This is a genomic window from Stenotrophomonas sp. Sm6012, assembly GCF_030985895.1.
GTDB lineage: Bacteria > Pseudomonadota > Gammaproteobacteria > Xanthomonadales > Xanthomonadaceae > Stenotrophomonas > Stenotrophomonas forensis.
Genome location: NZ_JAPTFX010000016.1, coordinates 16,389 through 39,836, shown reverse-complemented (window position 1 = coordinate 39,836; position 23,448 = coordinate 16,389). Strand labels below are relative to the sequence as shown.

Sequence of the window (23,448 nt, the reverse complement as noted above, 5' to 3'; positions counted from 1 at the left end):
ACAATGTTCCACGCCCATTCGTAGAACACGGCCACATCGGTATACTCAGGGCGTCACACCCGTTCCACGGGCATCGATCCCAACAGGATCAATGGCTTGGAGGGTAAACGCAGGCCGCTTGCCGGCCCCAGTCCGGAACCCCTATGCGTCTTTCCACGATCAAGCTGTCCGGCTTCAAGTCGTTCGTCGATCCGACCACCCTGCACCTGCCGACCAACATGACCGGCGTGGTGGGGCCCAATGGCTGCGGCAAGTCGAACATCATCGACGCCGTGCGCTGGGTCATGGGCGAAAGTTCGGCCAGTCGCCTGCGCGGCGACTCGCTGACCGACGTGATCTTTTCCGGCTCCAACGCCCGCAAGCCGGTCTCGCAGGCCACCGTCGAGCTGATCTTCGACAATTCCGACCATACGATTTCCGGCGAATACGCCTCGTTCAACGAAATCTCGGTCAAGCGCACGGTCAGTCGCGACGGCACCAGCAACTACTACCTCAACGGCACCAAGTGCCGTCGCCGCGACATCACCGACCTGTTCCTCGGTACCGGCCTGGGCCCGCGCAGCTACTCGATCATCGAGCAGGGCATGATCAGCCAGATCATCGAGGCGCGCCCGGAAGACCTGCGCGTGTACCTGGAAGAGGCGGCCGGCATCTCCAAGTACAAGGAGCGCCGCAAGGAGACCGAGACCCGCATCCGCCACACCCGCGAGAACCTGGACCGGCTGGGTGACCTGCGCGACGAGATCAGCAAGCAGCTCGAGCACCTCAAGCGCCAGGCCCGGCAGGCCGAACAGTACCAGGCGCTGCAGGAAGAGCGGCGGGTCAAGGATGCCGAGTGGAAGACGCTGGAATTCCGTGGACTCGACGGGCGCCTGTCGAAGCTGCGCGAAGGCCTGTCGCAGGAAGAGACCAAGCTGCAGCAGCTGATCGCCGACCAGCGTGATGCCGAGGCCCGCATCGAGACCTCGCGCGTGCGTCGTGAAGAAGCTGCCGATGCGCTCAATACCGCGCAGGCCGCGGTCTACCAGGTCGGCAGCACGCTGGCGCGCCTGGAACAGCAGATCCAGCACCAGCGCGAGCTGTCGCAGCGCCTGCACAAGGCGCGCGACGAGACCCGCCAGGCGTTGGCCGAACTGGGCCAGCACATCAGCGGCGACGAGGCCAAGCTGATGGTGCTGCGCGAAGCGGTGGAGGCCGCCACCCCGCAGCTGGAGGAGCTGCAGGAAGAGAACGAGATCAAGCAGGAAAGCCTGCGCGAGGCCGAGGAACGGCTGGCCAGCTGGCAGCAGCGTTGGGAGCAGCACACCTCGCAGAGTTCGGAAGCGTCGCGTGCCGGCGATGTCGAGCGCACCCGCGTGGACTACCTGGACAAGCAGATCCTCGACGCCGACCGCCGCCGCGAAGCACTGGCCGCCGAGCGCGCCGGGCTGGACGTGGATGCGCTGGAGGAAGCCTTCGAGCAGCTGCACCTGCAGCACGACACGCAGAAGACCGCGCTGGACGAACTGGGCGAAGAAGTCGAACACCGCAAGCAGGGCGTGGCAGCCGTGCAGGAGCAGCAGCGCAACGGCCAGAACGAACTGGCCGAACTGCGCAAGCAGGCCAATGGACTGCGCGGCCGCCTGGCATCGCTGGAAACCCTGCAGCAGGCCGCGCTCGGCCAGGAGCAGGGCGCTGCCGTGGCCTGGCTGAAGGCGCATGGACTGGATTCGGCGGCGCGTGTCGGCGAACGCCTGGATGTCGATGCTGGTTGGGAAAATGCGGTCGAAAGTGCGCTCGGCCAGTTGATCGAAGGCGTGCTGGTCGATGACCCGGCCGGGCTGGTCGATGCGCTGGGTGAGCTGGACGAAGGTCACATCGCGCTGGTTGCCGACGATGATGCGGACCTGAAGGTTGCCCCGACCTCGCTGGCGGCACGCGTGCGTGGCCCGGCCGCGATCCGTCGCCTGCTGGCGCACCTGCACGGTGCACGTGATCTGGCCGAGGCGAAGACGCTGCAGGCCAGCCTGCCCGAAGGCGATTCGGTCATCACCCAGGGGGGCGAGCGCCTGGGCCAGGGCTGGCTGCGCGTTTCGCGCTCGGGTGCGGCCCAGCAGGGCGCATTGCTGCGCGAACGTGAGATCAATGAACTGCGCGAGCAGATCGAACAGTTGCAGGAGCGCGAGGCTGAGCTGGAAGATCAGCTGGCTGGCTTCCGCGAACAGTTGCAGGCCGCCGAGCAGCAGCGCGAAGACGCGCAGCGCACGTTGTACCAGGCCCATCGTGCGGTCTCCGAGCTTGCCGGCCAGCTGCAGGGCCAGCAGGGCAAGGTGGAAGCCGCTCGTACCCGCATCGACCGCATCGAAGGTGAACTGAAGCAGCTGCAGGAAACGCTGGAAGCCAACAATGAGCAGGCGCGTGAAGCGCGCTCGCGGTTGGAGAATGCGGTCAGCAGCATGGGTGATCTGGAATCAACCCGGCAGCGCTTGGAGGGCGAACGCCGCCAGCTGACCGAGGCGCGCGACCTCGCCCGTGATGCTGCGCGTGCGGTGCGCGAACGCTCGCATTCGCTGGCGCTCACCCTGGAATCGCAGCGTGCGCAGCTGGCGTCACTGAGCCAGGCACTGGAGCGCATGGGTACCCAGCGCGGGCAGCTGGATTCGCGCCTGGGTGAATTGCACTCGCAACTGGATGAAGGTGATTCGCCGGTTGAATCGCTGCAGGCCGAGCACCAGAACGCACTGGAAGAACGTGTGCGTGCCGACCGCGTGCTGACCGAGGCGCGCACGCTGCTCGATGGCATCGATGCCGAGCTGCGCAACTACGAGCAGACCCGTCATCAGCGCGACGAGCAGGCGCTGGCCCAGCGCGAGCGTATATCGCAGCGCAAGCTGGACCAGCAGGCGCTGGTGCTCAGCGCGGACACCCTGCAGGGCGCGGTGGAAAAGGCCGGTTTCGTGCTGCAGGACGTACTCAACGCACTGCCCGAGGACGCCCGCCTGGGCGACTGGGAGCAGGCCGTGCACCAGATCGACGGCCGCATGCGCCGGCTGGAGCCGGTCAACCTGGCGGCCATCCACGAGTACGGCGAGGCTTCGCAGCGTTCGGAGTACCTGGATTCGCAGCACACCGACCTGACCACGGCGCTGGAAACACTTGAGGACGCCATCCGCAAGATCGACCGCGAAACCCGTGGCCGTTTCAAGGACACCTTCGATCGCGTCAACGCAGGCGTGCAGGCGCTGTATCCGCGCCTGTTCGGTGGCGGCCATGCTTATCTGGAACTGACCGGTGAAGACCTGCTCGACACCGGTGTGACCATCATGGCGCGTCCGCCGGGCAAGCGTGTCTCCAGCATCTCGCTGCTGTCCGGTGGCGAGAAGGCGATGACCGCGGTGGCGCTGGTGTTTGCCATCTTCCAGCTGAACCCGGCGCCGTTCTGCCTGCTGGACGAGGTGGACGCGCCGCTGGACGAAGCCAACGTCGGCCGCCTGGCCAACATGGTCAAGGAAATGAGCGAGAAGGTGCAGTTCCTGTTCGTCAGCCACAACAAGGCCACGATGGAAGCCGCCCACCAGCTGTCGGGCGTGACCATGCGCGAGCCGGGCGTCAGCCGCCTGGTCAGCGTGGACCTGGAAGAAGCCGCGCGATTGGCGGGCGCGGCCTGACGTGCCATCCTAGTTACCTGAATGAACTAGCCGGAGAACCTATCGAATGTCCGACACGGCACTGTTGCGCATCGGCATCCTGGCCGCCGGCCTGCTGTTGATCGCCGCGATCTTCCTGTTTGGCCGTCCGAAGAAGAAGCCCCAGGGGCGCCGCGTGGAAAGCGCGGAGCCGACCAGTGGCGAGCGCCGCGAGCCGGTGCTGGGCGATGACGGCGTCGCGCTGGCTGATGGCCGGGTCGAACCGGGCATGGGTGGCGAAGGCGAGCAGGCCGAACTCGGCCTGGCCGACACCGACGCGGGAGCCAGCGATCTCGGCAAGCGCGCCACCCAGGACTTCGACAAGATCGTCTCGTTGTTCGTGGCCGCCCGCGCCGGCGAGCAGCTGCGCGGCGAGGACATCGTGGTGGCGGCCGAGAAGACCGGCCTGGTGTTTGGCCACATGAATGTCTTCCACCGCCTGGTGGAGGCCCATCCCGAACGCGGCCCGATCTTCTCGATGGCCAGCATCATGAAGCCGGGCAGCTTCGACATGGCCAACATCCGCGCCATGGAAACCCCGGCGATTGCCTTCTTCCTGACCCTGCCTGCGCCGCTGACCGCGCTGGACGCCTGGGAGAAGATGCTGCCGACCGTGCAGCGGATGGCCGAACTGCTGGATGGCGTGGTGCTGGATGACAGCCGCAATGCCCTGGGCCGCCAGCGCATCGCGCACATCCGCGACGAACTGCGCGCCTACGACCGCCAGCACCAGGCACCGCCGCTGACCAAGACCCCGCGCTGGTAAAACTGGATGTGCCGACCAACGGTCGGCACCCACCGTCGGCCGTTGTTCGGTATCCCCGGGTAGAACCACGCCATGCGTGGATGGGGCGAGCCGAGGTTCGCCCCCACCCTCTGCGTCAGGCCGGCACGCCGGCCACCTTGGCGAACGCGCTGCGGAATGCCGCCATCTCCTCTTCGGTGCCCACGGTGACGCGCACGCGCTGCGGCCAGATCGGCCAGCTGCGCCCGATCACCACGCCGTTCTCCGCCATGGCCTTGGCGAATGCAGCACCGTCGCGCTGGACATCGACCACGAAGCAGTTTGCCTCCGAGGGCAGGCAGCTGAAGCCGCGCTTGCCCAGCCATGCAAGGGTGGTCTGTCGTGCCTTCGCATTCTGCAGTCGTCGCTGCGCGATCAGTTGCGGGTCGCGAAGGCTGGCCAGTGCCGCTGCCAGCGCGGGCACCGGCAGCGGGTTGTCACCCAGGCTGGCCAGTTCACGCAGGCGGTCGGGATGTGCCGCCGCTACGCCCATGCGCAGGCCGGCCATGCCGTACAGCTTGGAAAACGTGCGCAGCACGATCAGGTCATCGCGCTGTGCAACCTGTGTGATCAGGCTCGGCTGCTCGCTGTACTGCAGGTAGGCCTCGTCGACCAGCACGCGGGTGGACGCGGGCTTGTGGGCCAACAGCCAGGCAAGCTCATCCGGCGGGCTGATCGAGCCGGTCGGATTGTTCGGGTTGCACACATACAGCAGCCCGGTGGGGCGTGCATGCGCGGCGGCGGCCATCGCGCGCAGGTCGTGCGCGCCGTCCCCGCGCAACGGCACCTTCTGCACGTGCGCGCCATGCGCGGCGGCGACCTCGCCCAGCGTCTCGAAAGTGGGGTCGGCCACCACCAGTCCCGCCTGCGGACCGGTCCACAGCGTGGCAGCACGGTTCAGTGGTTCACTGGAGCCGGGGTACAGGCGCACGTGGTCGGCGGGGATGCGCGCCTGCTCGATGAAGGCGTCGCGGACCTGAGCAGCCAGCTCGAAGCGATAGCGGCCACATTGAGCGATGCTGTCGCGTGCCGCCTGCTGTGCTGCAGGCGAGGGGCCGTAGGGGCATTCGTTGAAGTTCAGCAGCACGGCGCCGTCGGCAGGGACAGGCGCCGCGACTGCGGCGGGCTGTGCCTGGCCGAGGCGGGGCAGGCCGCTGCCCGCCAGGGCGAGACCGGCACCGGCCAGTTGCAGGAAGTGGCGGCGGGAGGCAGGCAGGGTCACGGGCGGGATTCCAGAGGGCAACCGACGCACGCTAACGCTGGTGGCGGTGGGCGGCAAGCCCGCTTGTTGTGGAGTCGAGCCAGCTCCATTGAAGATGTGCCAACCAGGGTTGGCACCTACCAGGGCGGGGGAGCGCCAGTCGAGCATGGCTCGACGCTACAAAGGGCGCCGGCGTTACAGGGCCTGACGGCCGGGCGCGGTAGAATCCCCGGCCATCCCAGAACCACCGGATCCCGATGAGCCCCAGCCCCGCCGAACGCGCCGAAGACCTTCGCCGGCAGATCGCCCAGGCCAACCGCGCCTACCACGAGCTGGATGCGCCGGAGATCCCCGACGTCGACTACGACCGGCTGGTGCGCGAGCTGGAAGCGCTGGAGCGCGAGCATCCGGAGCTGGCACGTGCCGACAGCCCGACCCAGCAGGTCGGCGCCCGTCCGTCCGGCCGTTTCCCGGAAGTACGCCACGCGGTGCCGATGCTGTCGCTGTCCAATGCCTTCAGCGATGAGGAAGTGGCCGACTTCGTGCGCCGCATCGATGAGCGCCTGGGCCGTCGCAGCCTGCAGTTTTCGGCCGAGCCGAAGATGGATGGGTTAGCGATCAGCCTGCGCTATGAAGAAGGTCATTTCGTGTTGGGTGCCACCCGCGGCGATGGCAGTACCGGCGAGGACGTGACCGCCAACCTGCGTGAGATCGGCGACATTCCCAAGCGCCTGCATGGCAAGGACTGGCCCGACGTGCTGGAGGTGCGCGGCGAGGTCTACATGGCGCGCGCCGACTTCGAGGCCTACAACGAGCGTGCCCGCCAGCAGGGTGGCAAGGTGCTGGCCAACCCGCGCAATGCCGCCGCCGGTTCGTTGCGCCAGCTGGACCCGAAGATCAGCGCGCAGCGCAGGCTGAGCTTCTTCGCCTACGGCACCGGCGAGGTGCAGGGCGGCGAACTGCCCGACACCCATTCGGGCACGCTGGCCCAGCTTGGCGCCTGGGGCTTCCCGGTCAGCGCGCTGTGCAAGGTGGTGGAAGGCACCGACGGCCTGCTCGGCTACTACCGCGACATCGGCGAGCGCCGCGATGGCCTGCCGTTCGACATCGATGGCGTGGTCTACAAGCTGGATGACCGCGCCGGCCAGCAGGCGATGGGATTCGTCTCGCGTGCGCCGCGCTGGGCCATCGCGCACAAGTTCCCGGCGCAGGAACAGAGCACGACCGTGGAAGCAATCGAGATCCAGATCGGCCGCACCGGTGCCGCCACGCCGGTCGCGCGTCTGGCGCCTGTGGCGGTGGCCGGTGTGATCGTTTCCAACGCCACGCTGCACAACGCCGACCAGATCGCACGCCTGGATGTGCGCGTGGGCGACAGCGTGATCGTGCGCCGCGCCGGTGACGTGATCCCGGAAGTGGTCAGCGTCATCCTCGACCGCCGCCCACAGGGCACCACGCCGTGGCAGATGCCGACGCGCTGCCCGGTGTGCGGCTCGGAGATCGTGCGCGAGGAAGGCGCTGCAGCGTGGCGTTGCTCGGGCGAGCTGTCCTGTCCGGCACAGCGCAAGGAAGCGATTGCCCACTTCGCCTCGCGCCGCGCGATGGACATCGATGGTTTGGGTGACAAGTACATTGAAACCCTGGTCGACGCGGGCATCGTCAAGAGCGTGGCCGACCTGTACCGGCTCAACCGCGACCAGCTGCTGCACCTGAAGCTGGTGCTGGATGCCGAAGACCCTTCCGCTCTGGCCGCCGCGCTGAAGCTGCACCTGCCGGCCGAAGGCAGCGGCGTCGTGCTCAATGCGGTGCTCAAACTGGATGGAAATGATCCGGGCTGGCGCGCACAAGCGCTGGTACAGCCGGCCAGCTTCGAATGGAACACGAAGAAGATCGCCACCAAGTGGGCCGACAACCTGATCGCGGCCATCGATGCAAGCCGTGCCGCCACGCTGGAGCGGCTGCTGTTCGCGCTCGGCATCGAACATGTCGGCGAGAGCACGGCCAAGGCGCTGGCGCAATGGTTCGGTGATCTGGAGCTGATCCGCCACCTGCCGTGGCCGTTGTTCAAGCGCGTGCCCGACATCGGTGGCGAAGTGGCGCGTTCGCTGGGCCATTTCTTCGAGCAGCAGGGCAACCAGCAGGCCATCGATGACCTGCTGAAGGTCGGCCAGGTGCGCATCAGTGATGTGCATGCGCCCAGCGCAAAGCTGCGCGAAGGCCTGGATCTGGCACAGCTGCTGGTTGAATCGGAAATTCCCGGCATCACCCGCCTGCGCGCGGAGAAGCTGGTGGCGGCGTTGCCGGGCGCCCAGGCGGTGCTGGATGCCGAACATGGCCAGTTCGTCAACGCGGGCCTGCCGGACGACACCGCGCGCGGCCTGGCCGACTGGTTGGACACCGAAGGTCATGGTGCGATGCTGCTGGCGGCCGAAAAGGCGATGCAGCTGATCCTGGCCAAGGCGCCGGCGCTGGCCGGGATCGTGGCCGGCCCGCTGGACGGGCAGACCGTGGTGCTGACCGGCACCCTGGCCCAGCTCACCCGCGATGCCGCCAAGGAGCGCCTGGAAGCACTCGGTGCCAAGGTCTCCGGCAGCGTCTCGAAGAAGACCAGCTTCGTGGTGGCCGGTACTGAAGCGGGCTCCAAGCTGGACAAGGCGCAGTCGCTGGGCGTGCCGGTGTGGGACGAAGACCGCCTGCTGGCCTACCTCGCCGAACACGAATGATGACCCCGCCGGGTGCCTCGCGCCCGGCATGAAACACAAAGGAACACCGATGCAGACCGCCCCGCTGGATTTCCGCCTGGCCACCCGCGCCGACGAGGAACGGTTGATCGCGTTGATGCGCGAGTTCTATGCCGAAGACAGGATCGACTTCGATGACGCGCGCGTGCGTCGCGGCGTGGATGCACTGCTGGCCGACCCGCGCAACGGCGAAGTGCTGCTGTGGTTGGACGAAGTGGCTGAAGTGGTGGGCTACGCGGTGATCGCGATGGGCTTCAGCCTGGAGCAGGGCGGCCACTTCATGCTGTTGGACGAGCTGTACCTGAGCCATCGCGCGCGCGGCCGTGGCCGTGGCAAGCAGGCGCTGGCCATCTGCGAACAGCGCGCCCGCGGGCGTGGCGTCAGCCGCCTGCGCCTGGAAGTGAACCACCACAACGAGCTGGCCCGCCGACTGTACCTGGCTAGCGGCTACATCGATGACACCCGTGACCTGCTGACCCTGCCGCTGGACCACCCGCGCCCGGAGGGCATTCTGTGAGCGCGGCCCTGCTGCGCACGCTGCAGCAGCGTGCCGCACTCAATGCACTGGTGCGTCGCTTCTTCGCCGAGCGCGATGTACTGGAGGTGGAAACGCCGATCCTCTCGGTGGCGGGCAACACCGAGCCGAACATCGACAGCTTCCATACCGATTTCAGCGGCCATGTCGATGCCGGTGGCCGTCGCCGCTGGCTGCGCACCTCGCCGGAGTACCCGCTCAAGCGGCTGCTGGCGGCGGGCGTGGGCGACTGCTATGAGCTGGGCCGGGTGTTCCGCAACGGCGAGGCCGGTGGCCGCCACAACCCGGAATTCACCATGCTGGAGTGGTACCGGGTGGGGTGGGACCACCACCGTCTGGTACAGGAAACCGCCGAGCTGGTCGGCCAGGCGCTGGCCCTGGTCGGGCGCAGCGCGTCGCTGCACGTGCTGAGCTACCGCGAGCTGTTCCAGCAGCGTGTGGGCGTGGACCCGTTCGACGCCGATGAGGCCGCACTGCGTGCCGCACTGGGCGACGTACATATCGATCCGGTCGGCCTGACCCGCGACGACTGGCTGGATCTGTTGATGACCCACCATATCCAGCCGCATTTCGATGACGCGGTGATGACCGTGGTGCATGACTGGCCCGCCAGCCAGGCCGCACTGGCGCGCATCCGCCCCGGCACGCCGCCGCTGGCTGAACGTTTCGAGTTGTACCTCGGGGCGGTCGAACTGGCCAACGGCTATCACGAACTGAACGATGCCCATGAACAGCGTGCGCGCTTCCAGCGTGACCTGCAGCGCCGGCATGAGCGCGGCCAGGTGCAGCCGGCGTTGGACGAGGCGTTGCTGGCCGCATTGCCGTCGATGCCGGCCTGTGCCGGCGTCGCCGTCGGTGTCGATCGCCTGCTGATGGCGATGAACCGCACGCCTTGCATTGCCGATGTGCTGGCCTACGACTTCGCCCATGCGTGAGTGCTGCGTTTTCCTGAACATCGAAGACTGAACGGATTGCCGCGTCAGCGCGCTTGCTTCGACAAGCAGGATGATGCTCTTATCACGGCAGATGCGAGACACTGGCATCGGAATTCGTCCACTCCAGTTGGGGAAGGCATTGGTCAAGTGGTTTGCGGTCGTCGCTGCACCGGTGTACTCCATCGCGCTCTGGGGTGCCTGGCTGCCGTCATCGGCGTCTGCGCAGCAGGTGGGCTACGACGATGCAGTGGTGACCTGCGAATCGCGTGACATGGCGTGGGTGCATTGCGATATCGATGTCAGCAACGGCGTCGACCTGGTCCGCCAGCTGTCCAATAACAGCTGCATCCGCGGCAGCGAATGGGGAACCGACCGCAGTGGCGTGTGGGTCACCCTGGGCTGCCGTGCCGAGTTCCGCGCCCGTCGCGCTGCCGGCGCCACGGCTGCGGCCACTGAAGGCAAGCGCCTGGTCCGTCGCGTGGTGCGGTGTGAATCCAACGGCCGCCCGCAGAGCTGCCCGGTGCGTCTGGACGGCGCCCCGGTACGCCTGCTGCGGCAGCTGTCGGCGCTGCCGTGCCGGGAAGGGCAGGGCTGGGGCTACAAGCGCAATGAAGTGTGGACCAGCCGCGGTTGCCAGGGCGATTTCGAAGTGGCCGATGATGAGGGTCGCTTCGTCGATGTGCCGCGCAGGTTGACCTGCGAATCCAAGTCGAAGAAGCGCCGCTTCTGCGGTGCCAGCATCTCGGTGGGGGCCGCCGTTTCCGAGCAGCTGTCCAGCACGCCCTGTGAGGAAGGCAGCACCTGGGGCTGGAACCGCAACGGGATCTGGGTGGATGGCGGCTGCCGTGCCGAATTCTCGGTGAATTGAGCCCGGGCAGGCTCCAACCCTGGAGGGTGTGGCCCTACAATGAGCCCATGAACACTGCCTCCGACATCGATTACGCCCGCTACGACCACATCCGCCCGATCCTGTGGACCGGCGATGCCCTGCAACTGCTGGACCAGCGCAAGCTGCCGTTCGTGGTCGAGCATGTGGTGTGCCATGACAGTGACGAGGTCGCCTCGGCCATCCACGCACTGACCGTGCGCGGTGCGCCGGCGATCGGCATCGCCGCGGCCTGGGGCGTGGTGCTGGCGGCGCGAGACGTGCAGGCGGCCGATGGCGCGCAGGCACTGCAGCAGCTGGAACCGGCGCTGCAACGGTTGAACGCTTCGCGTCCGACGGCGGTCAACCTGGCCTGGGCGCTGGCACGCATGCGCCGCTGCCTGAGCGCTGCCGGCCCGGACTGGAAGGTACTGCTGGCCGCGGAAGCGCAGGCCATCGCCGAGGAAGACCTGGCCGCCAACCGCCACATGGGGGCATTGGGCGCGGGCCTGATCGACGTTGGCAGCGGCGTGCTGACCCATTGCAACACCGGTTCGCTGGCCACCGCCGGTTTCGGTACCGCACTGGGTGTGATCCGTGCCGGCATGGCCCAGCACCGTATCGCCCGCGTCTTCGCCGGCGAGACCCGACCGTGGCTGCAGGGTGCGCGCCTGACCGTGTGGGAGCTGCAGCAGGATGGCATCGACGCCACGCTGATCGCCGACTCGGCGGCCTCGCATCTGATGAAGACCGGCGCCGTGCAGTGGGTGATCGTCGGCGCCGACCGCATCTGCGCCAATGGCGATACCGCCAACAAGATCGGCACCTACCAGCTGGCCATTGCGGCCCGCCACCACGGTGTCAGGTTCATGGTCGTGGCACCGTCTTCCACCGTGGACATGGAGACCGTGGACGGCAGCCAGATCGAGATCGAGCAGCGTGACCCGGGCGAGCTGTACGGCGTGGGCGGCACCCGCACCGTGGCCGAGGGCATTGCCGCCTGGAATCCGGTGTTCGACGTGACCCCGGGCGAACTGATCGACGCCATCGTGACCGAGCGCGGGGTGATCCTGAATCCGACCGTCGAGAACATGCGCGCCGCCTTCGGCGGTTGAAGGGCCGGGGGCGCCCCAGAGTGACCTGCGCCCCCGGCTCGTACCGGCCGGTGGCCGGCAGCAATCCCCTAAGTTCCTGATTTGTGCCGGTAAAATCCCCGTAAAGGGAGGCGGAAAACGGCCTGTTGTGGTAGTATCCACAGGTTGAATCGAGGTTCCGGCACGACCCCCTCCCGCAGAGGGCTGCGCCGGACTGGACCGCTACCAGACAACGGAACCCGAATGGCAGAAACCGCCAAGGAAATCATCCAGGTCAACCTGGAAGACGAGATGCGCAAGAGCTACCTCGATTACGCCATGAGCGTGATCGTGGGCCGCGCGCTCCCGGATGCGCGCGACGGCCTCAAGCCGGTGCATCGTCGCGTGCTGTTCGCGATGAACGAGTTGAACGCGCACAGCAACAAGCCCTACTTCAAGTCGGCGCGTATCGTCGGTGACGTCATCGGTAAGTACCACCCGCATGGCGATCAGTCGGTGTACGACACGCTGGTGCGCCTGGCACAGCCGTTCTCGCTGCGTTACATGCTGGTCGATGGCCAGGGTAACTTCGGTTCGATCGACGGCGACTCCGCCGCGGCGATGCGATACACCGAGGCGCGCATGTCGCGCCTGGCGCATGAGCTGATGGCGGACATCGACAAGGAAACCGTCGATTTCCAGCCCAACTACGACGAAAAGGAACTGGAGCCGACGGTCATGCCGACCCGGTTCCCGAACCTGCTGGTCAATGGTTCGGCCGGTATTGCGGTGGGCATGGCGACCAACATCCCGCCGCACAACCTGAGCGAATCGATCAACGCCTGCATCGCGCTGATCGACAACCCGGACATCGATGTCGACGGCCTGATGGAGTACATCCCGGGCCCGGACTTCCCGACCGCCGGCATCATCAACGGCACCGCCGGCATCGTCGCCGGCTACCGCACCGGCCGTGGCCGCGTGCGCATCCGTGCCAAGGCCGATATCGAAGTGGCCGACAACGGCCGCGAATCGATCATCGTCACTGAAATTCCTTACCAGGTGAACAAGGCGCGTCTGATCGAGAAGATCGCCGAGCTGGTCAAGGAAAAGAAGATCGAAGGCATCAGCGAGCTGCGCGATGAGTCCGACAAGGACGGCATGCGCATCTACATCGAGATCAAGCGCGGTGAATCTGCCGAGGTTGTGCTGAACAACCTGTACCAGCAGACGCAGATGGAGTCGGTGTTCGGCATCAACATGGTGGCGCTGGTCGATGGCCGCCCGCAGTTGATGAACCTCAAGCAGATGCTGGAGGCGTTCGTCCGCCACCGTCGCGAAGTGGTCACCCGGCGCACCGTGTTCGAGCTGCGCAAGGCGCGCGCCCGTGCCCACGTGCTGGAAGGCCTGACCGTCGCGCTGGCCAACATCGACGAGATGATCGAACTGATCAAGACCTCGCCGAACCCGAACGAAGCCCGCGAGCGCATGCTGGCACGCGTGTGGGAGCCGGGCCTGGTCGGTGCGATGCTGGGCGCCGCCGGTGCCGAAGCCTCGCGTCCGGAAGACCTGCCCAGGGGCGTGGGCCTGATCGAGGGCGGCTACCAGCTGACCGAAATCCAGGCCACCCAGATCCTGGAAATGCGCCTGCACCGCCTGACCGGGCTGGAGCAGGACCGCCTGACCGACGAGTACAAGCAGCTGCTGGAAGTGATCGCCGGGCTGATCCACATCCTGGAAGATCCCGACCGCCTGCTGCAGGTGATCCGCGAGGAACTGGTCAACGTCAAGGCCGAATTCGGCGACGAGCGTCGCACCGAGATCCGTCACAGCGAAGAAGACCTGGACATCCTCGACCTGATTGCGCCGGAAGACGTGGTGGTCACCGTGTCGCATGCCGGCTACGTGAAGCGCCAGCCGGTGAGCGTGTACCGCGCGCAGCGCCGTGGTGGCCGTGGCCGCAGTGCGGCGGCGACCAAGGAAGAGGATTTCATCGAACAGCTGTGGCTGGTCAACACGCATGACACGCTGCTGACCTTCACCAGTTCGGGCAAGGTGTTCTGGCTGCCGGTCTACCAGCTGCCGGAAGCCGGTTCCAACGCCCGTGGCCGCCCGATCATCAACTGGATCCCGCTGGAGCCGGGCGAGCGCGTGCAGGCCGTGTTGCCGGTGCGCGAATACGCCGATGGCCAGTTCGTGTTCTTCGCCACGAAGAACGGTACGGTCAAGAAGACCCCGCTGGGCGAGTTCGCCTTCCGTCTGGCCCGCGGCAAGATCGCGATCAACCTGGACGAGGGCGATGCGCTGGTCGGCGTCGGCCTGACCGACGGTGAGCGTGACATCCTGCTGTTCGCCTCCAACGGCAAGACCGTGCGCTTCGGCGAGGACAAGGTCCGCTCGATGGGCCGTACCGCGACCGGCGTGCGTGGCATCAAGATGCCGGCCGGCGAGGAAGTGGTCAGCCTGATCGTGGCCGAGAGTGCCGGCGGCAGCGAGGACGAGAACGAGGACGACAACGGTGTCGAGGACATCGCAGCCAATGGCGATGCGGTGATCGACGGCGCCGACGACGCCAGTGTGCAGTACATCCTCACCGCCACCGAGAACGGCTACGGCAAGCGCACCCCGCTGCCGGACTACCCGCGCAAGGGCCGTGGCACGCAGGGCGTGATCGGCATCCAGACCACCGAGCGCAACGGCAAGCTGGTGGCCGCGGTGCTGATGGGCTCCGGCGATGAAGTCCTGCTGATCTCCGATGGCGGCACCCTGGTGCGTACCCGTGGCTCGGAAATCAGCCGCGTCGGCCGCAACACCCAGGGCGTGACCCTGATCCGCCTGTCGAAGGACGAGAAGCTGCAGGCGGTGGAACGCATGGATGCCTCGATCGACGAGGACGAGGACGAGGTGGCCGCCGCCGCCCCGGCCGCGACCGACGGCATCCCGGCTGCTGCCAGCAGCGAGGACACCGCGCAGGAGTGATCCTGCCGCCAGCTTGAGGTACCCGACGACGCCGGCCCTGTGCCGGCGTCGTCGTATCCGGATGCCATACATACGCGCGCGCTTCACGTCGGCGGTGGGATAAGGGCGCATGCTGCCCCGGAGATCGACGATGTCCGCCACGCCGCAGTCTTCCTCCGCTCCTTCCTCCCGCCACCCGCTGGTCACCGTGCTGTCGCTGCTGCTGGTCGTGCTCGGCCTGGTCATCGGCGGGCTCGGCGCGTGGCTGCTCAGCCTCGGTGGCTCGGCCTACTATGCGATCGCAGGGTTCGGCCTGTTGGTCAGCGGCATTCTGTTGTTCGGCAACCGCCGCAGCGGTGCGCTGCTGTACGCGCTGGTGTTCCTCGGCACGCTGCTGTGGACCTGGTGGGAGTCGGGCAGTGACTACTGGCGCTGGGTGCCGCGTCTGGGCCTGGTAACCGCGCTGGGCATCGTGCTGGCACTGCTGGCGCCGACCCTGCGTACTCCAGTTCCCAAGCGGCTCTCGCGTGCGGTGGCCGCTGTGCTGATGCTGGTATTCGTGGCGGCCTTCGGCCTGGCCTTCGCACCGCACGGCGAAGTGGACGGGCACCTGCCATTCCCGGAAGGGGCAGCCAGTGCCGGCCTGGAGCCGACCCGCGACACCACCGGCCTGCAGCCGGCCGACCAGCCTGCCGAGGGCGACTGGCCGGCGTGGGGACGCAGCAACGCCGGCACCCGCTACTCGCCGCTGCAGCAGATCACGCCGGCCAACGTCGGCACGCTGCAGCTGGCCTGGCAGTTCCGGACCGGTGACCTGCCCAGGAAGCGCTGGGGCGCGGAAACCACACCACTGAAGATCGGCGACCGCCTGTACCTGTGCACCGCCCGCAACCGGCTGATCGCGCTTGATGCCGCCAGCGGCAAGGAGCTGTGGCGGTTCGATCCCAAAGTGAAGGATGCCTCGATCCCGTACACCGCCGCCTGTCGCGGTGTGAGTTACTACGAGCAACCGAGCGCACCGACCCTGGCCGATGCGGCACTGGCGGATGTCGCTGCCGATCTGGCACTGCCAGAGCCACCGCCCAGCGTGACCCGAAGTGCTGCGATGGGCAGCCATCCGGCCTGCTGGGCGCGCATCATCGAAGGCACGCTGGACGGCCGCCTTATCGCGGTGGATGCGGACAGCGGCCGGCCCTGCGCCAACTTCGGCAACAACGGCCAGGTCGACATCACCCTGGGCATGGGCGAGGTACCGCCGGGATACGTGTCGATCACTTCGCCGCCGGCCATCGTGCGCGGGGTGATCGTCACCGGCCACCAGGTGCTGGACGGGCAGCGTCGCGATGCACCGTCCGGTGTGATCCAGGCCTACGACGCGATCACCGGCAAGCTGCGCTGGGCGTGGGACATGGACCAGCCCGATCGCAGCGGCCTGCCGCCGCGCGAACAGACCTATACGCGTGGCACGCCGAACATGTGGACCACCGCGACCGGTGACGAGGCATTGGGGCTGGTCTACCTGCCGCTGGGCAATTCGGCCGGCGACTACTGGAGTGGTTCGCGCACGGAAAACCAGAACCGCTACGCGACCTCGCTGGTGGCCATCGATGTGGCCACCGGCAAGCCGGCGTGGCATTTCCAGGCGGTACGCAAGGATGTCTGGGACTACGACCTGGGCTCGCAGGCCAGCCTGATCGACTATCCGACGGCAGCCGGCAAGGTGCCGGCGATCCTGCTGCCGACCAAGCAGGGCGACATCTACATCCTCGACCGCCGCAACGGCCAGCTGCTGAGCGCCGCCGAAGAGCGCAAGGTACCTGTCGGCGGTGTCGAGCCAGAACAGCGCTCACCCACCCAGCTGTTCTCGCTGTACCATACGCTGCGCCGCGAGCATGACCTGACCGAGCGCGACATGTGGGGGCTGACCCCGATCGACCAGCTGGTCTGCCGCATCCAGTTCCGCAAGGCGTACTACGAAGGCTTCTACACACCGCCGAGCAGTGATCGTCATTCCATCGAGTACCCCGGCTACAACGGCGGCTCGGACTGGGGCAGCGTGTCCATCGATACCCGTCGCGGCGTGGTCGTGGCCAACTACAACGACATGCCCAACTACAACCGGCTGGTGCCGCGTGCCGAGGCCGACCGGCTGGGTTGGCTGCCACGCGAGAAGATCCGGTTCGACAAGGGCGGCGCCGAAGGTGCGGGCGACCCGCAGGTGGGCACGCCGTACGCCATCCAGGTCAATGCCGGCTGGCGGCTGCCGTTCACCGGTTTGCTCTGCAAGCAACCCCCGTATGGCGGCATCCGGGCCATCGACCTGCGCACCGGCAAGCTGCTGTGGGACCGACCGTTCGGCAGCGCCCGTGGCAATGGACCGTTCGGCATCCGTTCGGGCCTGCCGATCGAGATCGGCACGCCCAACAACGGCGGTTCGGTGGTGACCGCCAGTGGCCTGATCTTCATCGCTGCCGCCACCGATGACCTGTTGCGTGCCATCGACCTGAAGACCGGCAAGGAACTGTGGCATGCCAAGCTGCCGGCGGGCGGGCAGGCCAACCCGATGGTGTACGAGCAGGGCGGGCGCCAGTATGTGGTGATCATGGCCGGCGGCCACCATTTCATGGAAACCCCGAGCGGCGATTACGTGATGGCCTATGCGCTGCCGGAACCGGGGCGGCCGGTCGCCGCCCGCGCTCCCTGATGATCGATCAAACCGTCACTACCACCTTGCCGATCTGCTCGTTCGATTCCAGGTAACGATGTGCGTCCTGGATCTGCGCGAACGGGAACACTCTGGCAATCTTCGGCACCAGCGTGCCCTTGTCCAGGCCATCGACGATGAACGCCTTGGCACGGGTCAACGCCGCATCATCAGAGACGATTTCCGAATACAGATAGCCCTTCAACGTGAGCGATTTGCCCAACACGTTGAACAATGGGAACGGCGTGGGTTCGCTGCTCAACGCGCCGTACTCCAGCAGGATGCCGCCACGCGCCATCGCTTCGGTCAGCGGCACGAACTGCGGGCCACCGATCGGATCGAACACCACGCGGGCACCGGCGCCATTGGTGATGCGCGCTACTTCGGCCACCAGATCCTGTTCCTCGGTGGCAATGACATGGGCGGCACCGGCATCGAGCAGGGCCTGGCGCTTGCCCGGGCCACGCGTTACCGCGATGGGCGTGGCGCCTACGGCATTGGCGATCTGGATGGCGGCGAGGCCAACGCTGCTGCTGGCGGCGGTGATGATGACGGAATCCCCGGTGGCCAGATGCGCCTGTTCCAGCAGTGCGCCCCAGGCTGTGACGTACTGCATCCACACTGCGGCGGCTGTTTCAAAATCCAGTGCCTGCGGATGCTTGACCACCAGCCGCGCCGGCACATTGGCCAGCTCGCCGTAGGTGCCCCAGCGGGCGATATCCAGCGGCGGGACCACGCTGACCGCATCGCCTGCAGCGAAGCCGCTCACTGCACTGCCGATGGCTTCAACAACGCCGGCCGCCTCGTAGCCAAGACGGCTGGGGAACTGCGCTTGCTGCAGGTAGGCACCGTTGCGGAACATCACCTCGGCGCGGTTCAGGCCGATGGCCTTGACCCGGATCTGGACTTCGTCGGCGGCGGGGGCGGGAACGTCGATGTCGTCGATGCGCAGTGCATCGGCATTGCCATACTCGTGGATGCGGACAACCTGACTCATGGGGGCTCCAGTGAGGGGCCGGCGGTCGGGCCGGCGGGGAAGTGACGGCCACTATGCACGTGGCCTGCGTCCAGAATAAGAGGTAATCTGGCATTTCATTGGAAATAATCTGTTTGCAATGGACCTGGTCGTTCCCCTCCGGACCTTCGCCAAGGTGGCAGAAGTCGGCTCCTTCGCCGCCGCTGCCGCCGCGTTGGACCTGTCGCCGCAACTGGTCGGCAAGCACATCCAGGCGCTGGAGCAGCACCTGGGCGTGCGCCTGCTCAACCGCACCACGCGCAAGCAGAGCCTGACCGACTTCGGCCAGGCCTTCCTGGCGCGGGCGCGGGTGATCCTTGAAGAGGTGGAGGGCGCCGAGCAGCTGGCCGAGGTGGCACGCGGCCGGCCGATGGGGCGTCTGCGCATCAGCGCACCGGTCACCTTCGGCGTGCATGCGCTGGGCCCGGTGGTGGTGGCCTACATGCAGGACTACCCGGACGTGCAGGTCGATCTGAACCTGTCCAACAGCCTGGTCAACATCGTCGAAGACGGCTACGACCTGGTGTTCCGCACCGGTGACCTGGCCGACAGTGGATTGGTGGCGCGACGGCTGGGGCCGTATCCGCTGGTGCTGTGCGCATCGCCGGCATACTTGGCCTCGCGCCCGGCCATTGTCCATCCAACCGATCTGAGCCGTCACGAGTGCCTGGGCTTCGCGCATTCGATCATCCGCACGCGCTGGAGCTTCCGCGATCCCGAGGGCAGCGTGCTGACCGTGCCGGTGTCCAGCCGCTTCATGGTCAACCAGGCCGAGCCACTGCTGACGGCGGCCGTCGGCGGGCTGGGGCTGATCCTGCAGCCCTACGAAATGCTCTCGGCGGCGCTCGCACGCGGTGATCTGGTGGAAGTGCTGCCGACGTTCGAGCCGGTGTCGACCTGGATCCATCTGCTGTACCCGCGCGACCGCCAGGTGACGCCCAAGCTGCGCAGCTTCGTGGATTTCTGCGTGGCGCGGTTCAGCGAGCAGAGCATGGCGCGGCGGTAGCGCGGCCATCGGTCAGCATTGTTCCTGTCTACTGCGAAGGATCACGCCCTCACGCCACTTCAGGGCCGCAACGTGTTGTGCGCTTTCCACCCAACGCGCTGAGTGGATGGCAGCGCATCGAAGCATTCAACGTCACCGCTGAAGTGTTGTGGCAGAGCCCCTGGCGTGGATGCGGCGGGCCGATCCATCGTCTAGGATGCGTCCAGGGATACCTGCAAAGGAACTGCCATGAGGGCTGTTGGACGCCTGGTTCTCTGCAATGCGCTGGCCTGCGTGGTCCTGGTGACCGCCTCGGCTTCTCCGGCAGTTGCCGCAACATCTTTCGAGCATTCGCATCCACGTGCGCAGAATGTCATCGATGACTGGCTTGCGGCCTTCAATGCGGGCAGCCTCGAGGGTCTGCAGGCATTCGCCGACAGATATGCGAAGCAGGAGGGCAGCACTCCCAGGGACTATCTCGAGTTCCGCGAGAGCACAGGCCCGCTGAGCATTCTGGAAACACTCGAGAGCGCGTCCAGCCGGGCGAGGCTGTTGGTGATGGGCCAGTTGAACGAGCGCGCGATGCGGGTGACGGCCGTCATGGATCCGGCCAATCCTGCGCACGTGAAGCAGTTCCAGATTGAGGGCGCTGAAACGCCGGACAAGTACAAGCCAGCGCGGGTGGCTTTGCCTGTCCTGATGGCCGATACTGCGGCAAAACTCGAGGCGCTGCGGGCGCGGGACGCGCTGTCGGGGGCGTTGCAGGTGGTGCAGAACGGCCAGGTGCTGCTGGACTGGCGCGGTGGCGATGCCGATCGCACCGCTGGCATTCCAGTGGGCGTGGGTACGCAGTTCCGCCTTGCGTCCTCCAACAAGATGTTCACCGCAGTGGCCATTCTGCAGCTGGTGCAGGATGGCAGGCTCAGTCTCGATGACACGATCGGCAAGCACCTGCCGGGCTATCCGAACAGGGCCGTCGCCAACAACGTGACCGTACGTCATCTGCTGTCACATACCAGTGGCCTGGGTGATTTCTTCGGCGATGATTTCGAACAGTATTCTGCGTCGCTGAAGACGCTGGATGACTACGTGCAGCGCTTTGCCAAGGATGCGCCGCAGTTCGCGCCCGGCAGCCAGGACAGTTATTCGAACTACGGCTTCATCGTACTGGGGCGTATCATCGAAGCGGTTTCAGGGCAGTCGTACTACGTCTATGTGCAGGACCGCATCCTGCGCCCGGCCGGTATGACCGGCACCGGCTTCGAGCCGGAAACAGTGAGCGTTCAGCAGCGTGCCGTCGCCTACACGAAGCAGGATGGGCAATGGGTCCGTGAAACGAAGTCGCTGCCCTGGCGTGGCATGTCAGCCGGTGGTGGCTACAGCACGGTAAGCGACATGGTGGCGTTTGCCGAGGCATTGCGTAGTGGAAAGCTGGTCTCACCTGTATTGCTGCAACAGGCCACCACGGCGCAGAACCACAAGGGCTGGTACGGATTCGGCTTCGTGGTGCAGGGCGAGGGCAGGGAACACCAGTACGGCCACGAAGGCGGTGCGCCCGGATCCAACAGTGCCATCGTGGTGCTGCCCGCGCAGGGCTGTGTGATCGTTGGCCTGGCCAATGTCGATCCGGATGCGATCAGCAACGTGGTCAACTACATCGCGCGAAGAGTGCCGCTGTAGGCCCGAGCGACTGTGCTGCAGTGATGTTGACGCTGGGGCAGGTGGCGGACCAGAATCGGTCCATGAGCCGATTCCTTCCCGTGGTGTGTCTGGTCGCCAGCATGGTACTCCTGCTGCGCGGAATGCAGGTGATACTCAAGGGTGTCCCGGCGATGGCCAGCGAAGGTGCCAGCGCTGCGTATGCACAAGGCTACCTGCATGGACAGGCGGCAGCCGGGTGGGTGTTGATTGCTGCTGCAGCAGCCTGTGCGCTCATTGCCTGGCAGAGGGTGCGCGCGAAGAAGTGAGAGACGGCCGCATCAGCGCGGCACCCGCACCATCTTCGTCATCAAGTGTTCCACCACCCCCGCAGGATCGGCAGTACGACCCACATGCGTGCTCGACATCTGCACGATCGAGCTGCGCTTGGCGGTGAGGAAATGGAAGCGCGCGCGTGTCGGCAGCTGCGCGATCGGCCCGGCGCTGGCGTCGCCACGGCAGATCGCCACGATCGCATCCAGCCACTGCTGCAGCGCCTCCTGGTCCAGCGCCGGGGCGAACGCGTGCAGGCGTGCCGGATCGATCTCGACGGCCGCTTCCAGATGACGCGCGCCGGGGCAGGACACGATCACCCCGACGTTGATGAACTCTTCGCGTTCCACCCGCGGTACCACGCGGATGACCGCATAGTCATACGTGTGCAGCGTGGGCACGGATGGCCTCCTGCACGAATACCGCGCGCACCTTCAGGCGGTGCTTGAGATAGTCGATGTAGCCCTGGCGATAGGCCTGCGGGCTGTCGAATGCCGGCTCGTTGACCAGCCAGCTGTCGGGCACCAGGCCGACGATGCGCTCGATCTCGGCATCGGTCAGGCGGGCGGCCAGCTCGGCATCCACCTCGGCGATGCGGCTGGCGAACGACAGCAGCACATGGTCGCGGATCAGCACGAAGGGTTTCTCGCAGGCATCGCCGGCGTTGGCCCAATCGTGATGGAAGTACATCGCCGCACCGTGGTCGATCAGGTACAGGTTTCGATGCCACACCATCAGATTGGGATTGCGCGTGGTGCGGTCGACATTGCTGGTGAACGCATCGAACCAGACAATGCGCGAGGCCAGGTCGGCATCCACGGGCATTGCCGCCGGATCGTAGTTGATCGCGCCGGGCAGGTAGTCCAGGCCCAGGTTCAGGCCCTCGCTGGCACGGATCAGTTCCTGGATCTCCGGGTCCGGCTCGGTGCGGGCGAATTCGCGGTCCAGTTCGACGAACAGGATCTCCGGAATCGGCAGGCCCAGCGTGCGCGCCATCTCGCCGGCAATCAGCTCGGCGATCAGCGCCTTCGGTCCCTGGCCAGCACCACGGAACTTCAGCACGGCCATGCCGTCGTCGTCGGTCTCGACCACGGCGGGCAGGGAGCCACCTTCCCGCAGCGGGGTGATGTAGCGGAGGGCATGTACGGTGCGCATGCGCGCATTCTAGCGTGGCGCCGCGGGAGACGCGCCGCAGCGGAACGGGGCGCCAGCTTGATGAACGGGCACCGCGCGAATCGCCTTGTACGGGCCGCCGGCAATCTTCACTTCGTCCTTCCGCGCGCAGTGGCAGCATTCGTTCCAACGGAGCAACACGCCCGCGTGTGACCTTCAACAGGAGGCCGTCATGCCGCTACAGTGCAGCTGTCACGCTTCACCCTGCATGCAACGCAACGCGTGGTGTTGACCTTGGCCTGACACGGTCACGGCACCGGCACGGATGGCCGCCCCCGCAGCTGCAGACACCGTTCACACCTCGCGCCCCCGGCGTTGCCCGGTGGGTCCTGCGATCCAGAGAGTTGCGCCCCGAGATGAATCCCTGCGTTGCCGCCGGCAGTGGCAACGTGGGCGGCCGCCGAATCCACGATGTCCCCACAGGCTTTGGAGGTGCACCGATGAACGACGAATTCAATCCCATGTTGCCGCCCCTGGACGATGCCAAGGCCGAGGAAATGATCGGCAAGCTCGTACTGGTCGGTGTCACCCGCTATGGTGGCGACGGCCAGGTGCAGGGTCTGGAACAGTACGCGGGCACCGTGCTGCGCATCAGTGCCGACGAAGGCGTGGTGCTGGCCGATGAAGATGATGGTCATGAGCGCTACCTGCCACCGATGCTCGACCAGTACCAGCGAGCCGAGCCCGGTGAGTACCGGATGCGGAACAGCGGCATGATCGTGGTCGACCCGGACTACCTGGCCACCTGGGACCTGCACGCGCAGCAGTGATGACAGGCCACGCCTGGCAGGTACCGGACCGTTGCCGGCCTGACCGGGCGTGGCTCACTTTGCCCCATCCGGC

At 66.6% G+C, this 23,448-nt stretch carries 17 protein-coding genes; 13 read left to right on the top strand and 4 right to left on the bottom strand.

The features are described from left to right. Positions 1-143: 143 nt before the first annotated feature. On the top strand, positions 144-3,647 hold the full coding sequence (gene smc, locus O0J73_RS05115) for a chromosome segregation protein SMC (protein WP_308308149.1): 3,504 nt from the start codon (positions 144-146) through the stop codon (positions 3,645-3,647). A 46-nt stretch (positions 3,648-3,693) separates the two neighbouring features. Further along, positions 3,694-4,431 carry a cell division protein ZipA gene (zipA, locus tag O0J73_RS05110; RefSeq protein WP_197564560.1) on the top strand — a complete coding sequence of 246 codons (738 nt, stop codon included), beginning with the start codon at positions 3,694-3,696 and terminating at the stop codon, positions 4,429-4,431. A gap of 115 nt (positions 4,432-4,546) precedes the next feature. On the opposite strand, the gene O0J73_RS05105 is transcribed toward zipA, so the two are convergent. Beyond that, a complete protein-coding gene (locus tag O0J73_RS05105) occupies positions 4,547-5,671 on the bottom strand; it encodes a pyridoxal phosphate-dependent aminotransferase (RefSeq protein ID WP_308308148.1) in 1,125 nt (374 codons plus the stop codon). Positions 5,672-5,901: 230 nt separating this feature from the next. On the opposite strand from O0J73_RS05105, the gene ligA reads away from it, so the two are divergent. The 7 genes from ligA (at position 5,902) to O0J73_RS05070 (ending at position 17,461) form a co-directional block, all read left to right on the top strand. Further along, entirely contained in the window at positions 5,902-8,373 is a 2,472-nt protein-coding gene (ligA, locus tag O0J73_RS05100; RefSeq protein WP_308308153.1) for an NAD-dependent DNA ligase LigA, read from the top strand. Between the two features lie 49 nt (positions 8,374-8,422). Beyond that, positions 8,423-8,908 (top strand): GNAT family N-acetyltransferase, encoded by a 486-nt coding sequence (locus O0J73_RS05095; RefSeq protein WP_006452958.1) that lies wholly within the window; start codon positions 8,423-8,425, stop codon positions 8,906-8,908. Then, positions 8,905-9,861 (top strand): EF-P lysine aminoacylase EpmA, encoded by a 957-nt coding sequence (gene epmA, locus O0J73_RS05090; RefSeq protein ID WP_006452957.1) that lies wholly within the window; start codon positions 8,905-8,907, stop codon positions 9,859-9,861. The genes O0J73_RS05095 and epmA overlap by 4 nt, the downstream gene beginning before the upstream one ends. A 139-nt stretch (positions 9,862-10,000) precedes the next feature. Continuing rightward, positions 10,001-10,729, top strand: coding sequence for a DUF3011 domain-containing protein (locus tag O0J73_RS05085; protein WP_049458739.1), 729 nt, complete (start codon positions 10,001-10,003; stop codon positions 10,727-10,729). Between the two features lie 47 nt (positions 10,730-10,776). Further along, positions 10,777-11,841 (top strand): S-methyl-5-thioribose-1-phosphate isomerase, encoded by a 1,065-nt coding sequence (gene mtnA, locus O0J73_RS05080; RefSeq protein WP_006452954.1) that lies wholly within the window; start codon positions 10,777-10,779, stop codon positions 11,839-11,841. Between the two features lie 222 nt (positions 11,842-12,063). Beyond that, positions 12,064-14,778 (top strand): DNA gyrase subunit A, encoded by a 2,715-nt coding sequence (gene gyrA / locus O0J73_RS05075; protein ID WP_308308147.1) that lies wholly within the window; start codon positions 12,064-12,066, stop codon positions 14,776-14,778. 130 nt (positions 14,779-14,908) lie between these two features. After that, positions 14,909-17,461, top strand: coding sequence for a membrane-bound PQQ-dependent dehydrogenase, glucose/quinate/shikimate family (locus tag O0J73_RS05070; RefSeq protein WP_197564443.1), 2,553 nt, complete (start codon positions 14,909-14,911; stop codon positions 17,459-17,461). A gap of 7 nt (positions 17,462-17,468) precedes the next feature. Here O0J73_RS05070 and O0J73_RS05065 read toward each other — a convergent pair whose 3' ends face one another. After that, positions 17,469-18,458, bottom strand: a complete 990-nt coding sequence (locus tag O0J73_RS05065; RefSeq protein ID WP_308308146.1) for a zinc-dependent alcohol dehydrogenase family protein — start codon at positions 18,456-18,458, stop codon at positions 17,469-17,471. Positions 18,459-18,576: 118 nt separating this feature from the next. Between O0J73_RS05065 and O0J73_RS05060 the strand changes: the two genes are divergently transcribed. The 3 genes from O0J73_RS05060 (at position 18,577) to O0J73_RS05050 (ending at position 21,428) form a co-directional block, all read left to right on the top strand. Next, positions 18,577-19,482 carry a LysR family transcriptional regulator gene (locus O0J73_RS05060; RefSeq protein WP_308308145.1) on the top strand — a complete coding sequence of 302 codons (906 nt, stop codon included), beginning with the start codon at positions 18,577-18,579 and terminating at the stop codon, positions 19,480-19,482. A 228-nt stretch (positions 19,483-19,710) separates the two neighbouring features. Further along, positions 19,711-21,141: a serine hydrolase domain-containing protein gene (locus O0J73_RS05055; RefSeq protein ID WP_308308144.1), complete on the top strand. Its 1,431-nt coding sequence runs from the start codon at positions 19,711-19,713 to the stop codon at positions 21,139-21,141. 62 nt (positions 21,142-21,203) lie between these two features. Continuing rightward, positions 21,204-21,428: a hypothetical protein gene (locus O0J73_RS05050; protein WP_152908755.1), complete on the top strand. Its 225-nt coding sequence runs from the start codon at positions 21,204-21,206 to the stop codon at positions 21,426-21,428. Between the two features lie 12 nt (positions 21,429-21,440). Here O0J73_RS05050 and O0J73_RS05045 read toward each other — a convergent pair whose 3' ends face one another. Next, positions 21,441-21,833 (bottom strand): DUF3037 domain-containing protein, encoded by a 393-nt coding sequence (locus O0J73_RS05045; protein WP_308308143.1) that lies wholly within the window; start codon positions 21,831-21,833, stop codon positions 21,441-21,443. Then, the gene (locus O0J73_RS05040; protein WP_308308142.1) at positions 21,811-22,587 is read right to left on the bottom strand and encodes a HipA family kinase; all 777 of its coding nucleotides are present in this window, start codon (positions 22,585-22,587) and stop codon (positions 21,811-21,813) included. The genes O0J73_RS05045 and O0J73_RS05040 overlap by 23 nt, the downstream gene beginning before the upstream one ends. A 458-nt stretch (positions 22,588-23,045) precedes the next feature. Here O0J73_RS05040 and O0J73_RS05035 point away from each other — a divergent pair, with 458 nt between their 5' ends. Beyond that, a complete protein-coding gene (locus O0J73_RS05035) occupies positions 23,046-23,375 on the top strand; it encodes a hypothetical protein (RefSeq protein WP_207049180.1) in 330 nt (109 codons plus the stop codon). Positions 23,376-23,448: the final 73 nt, after the last annotated feature.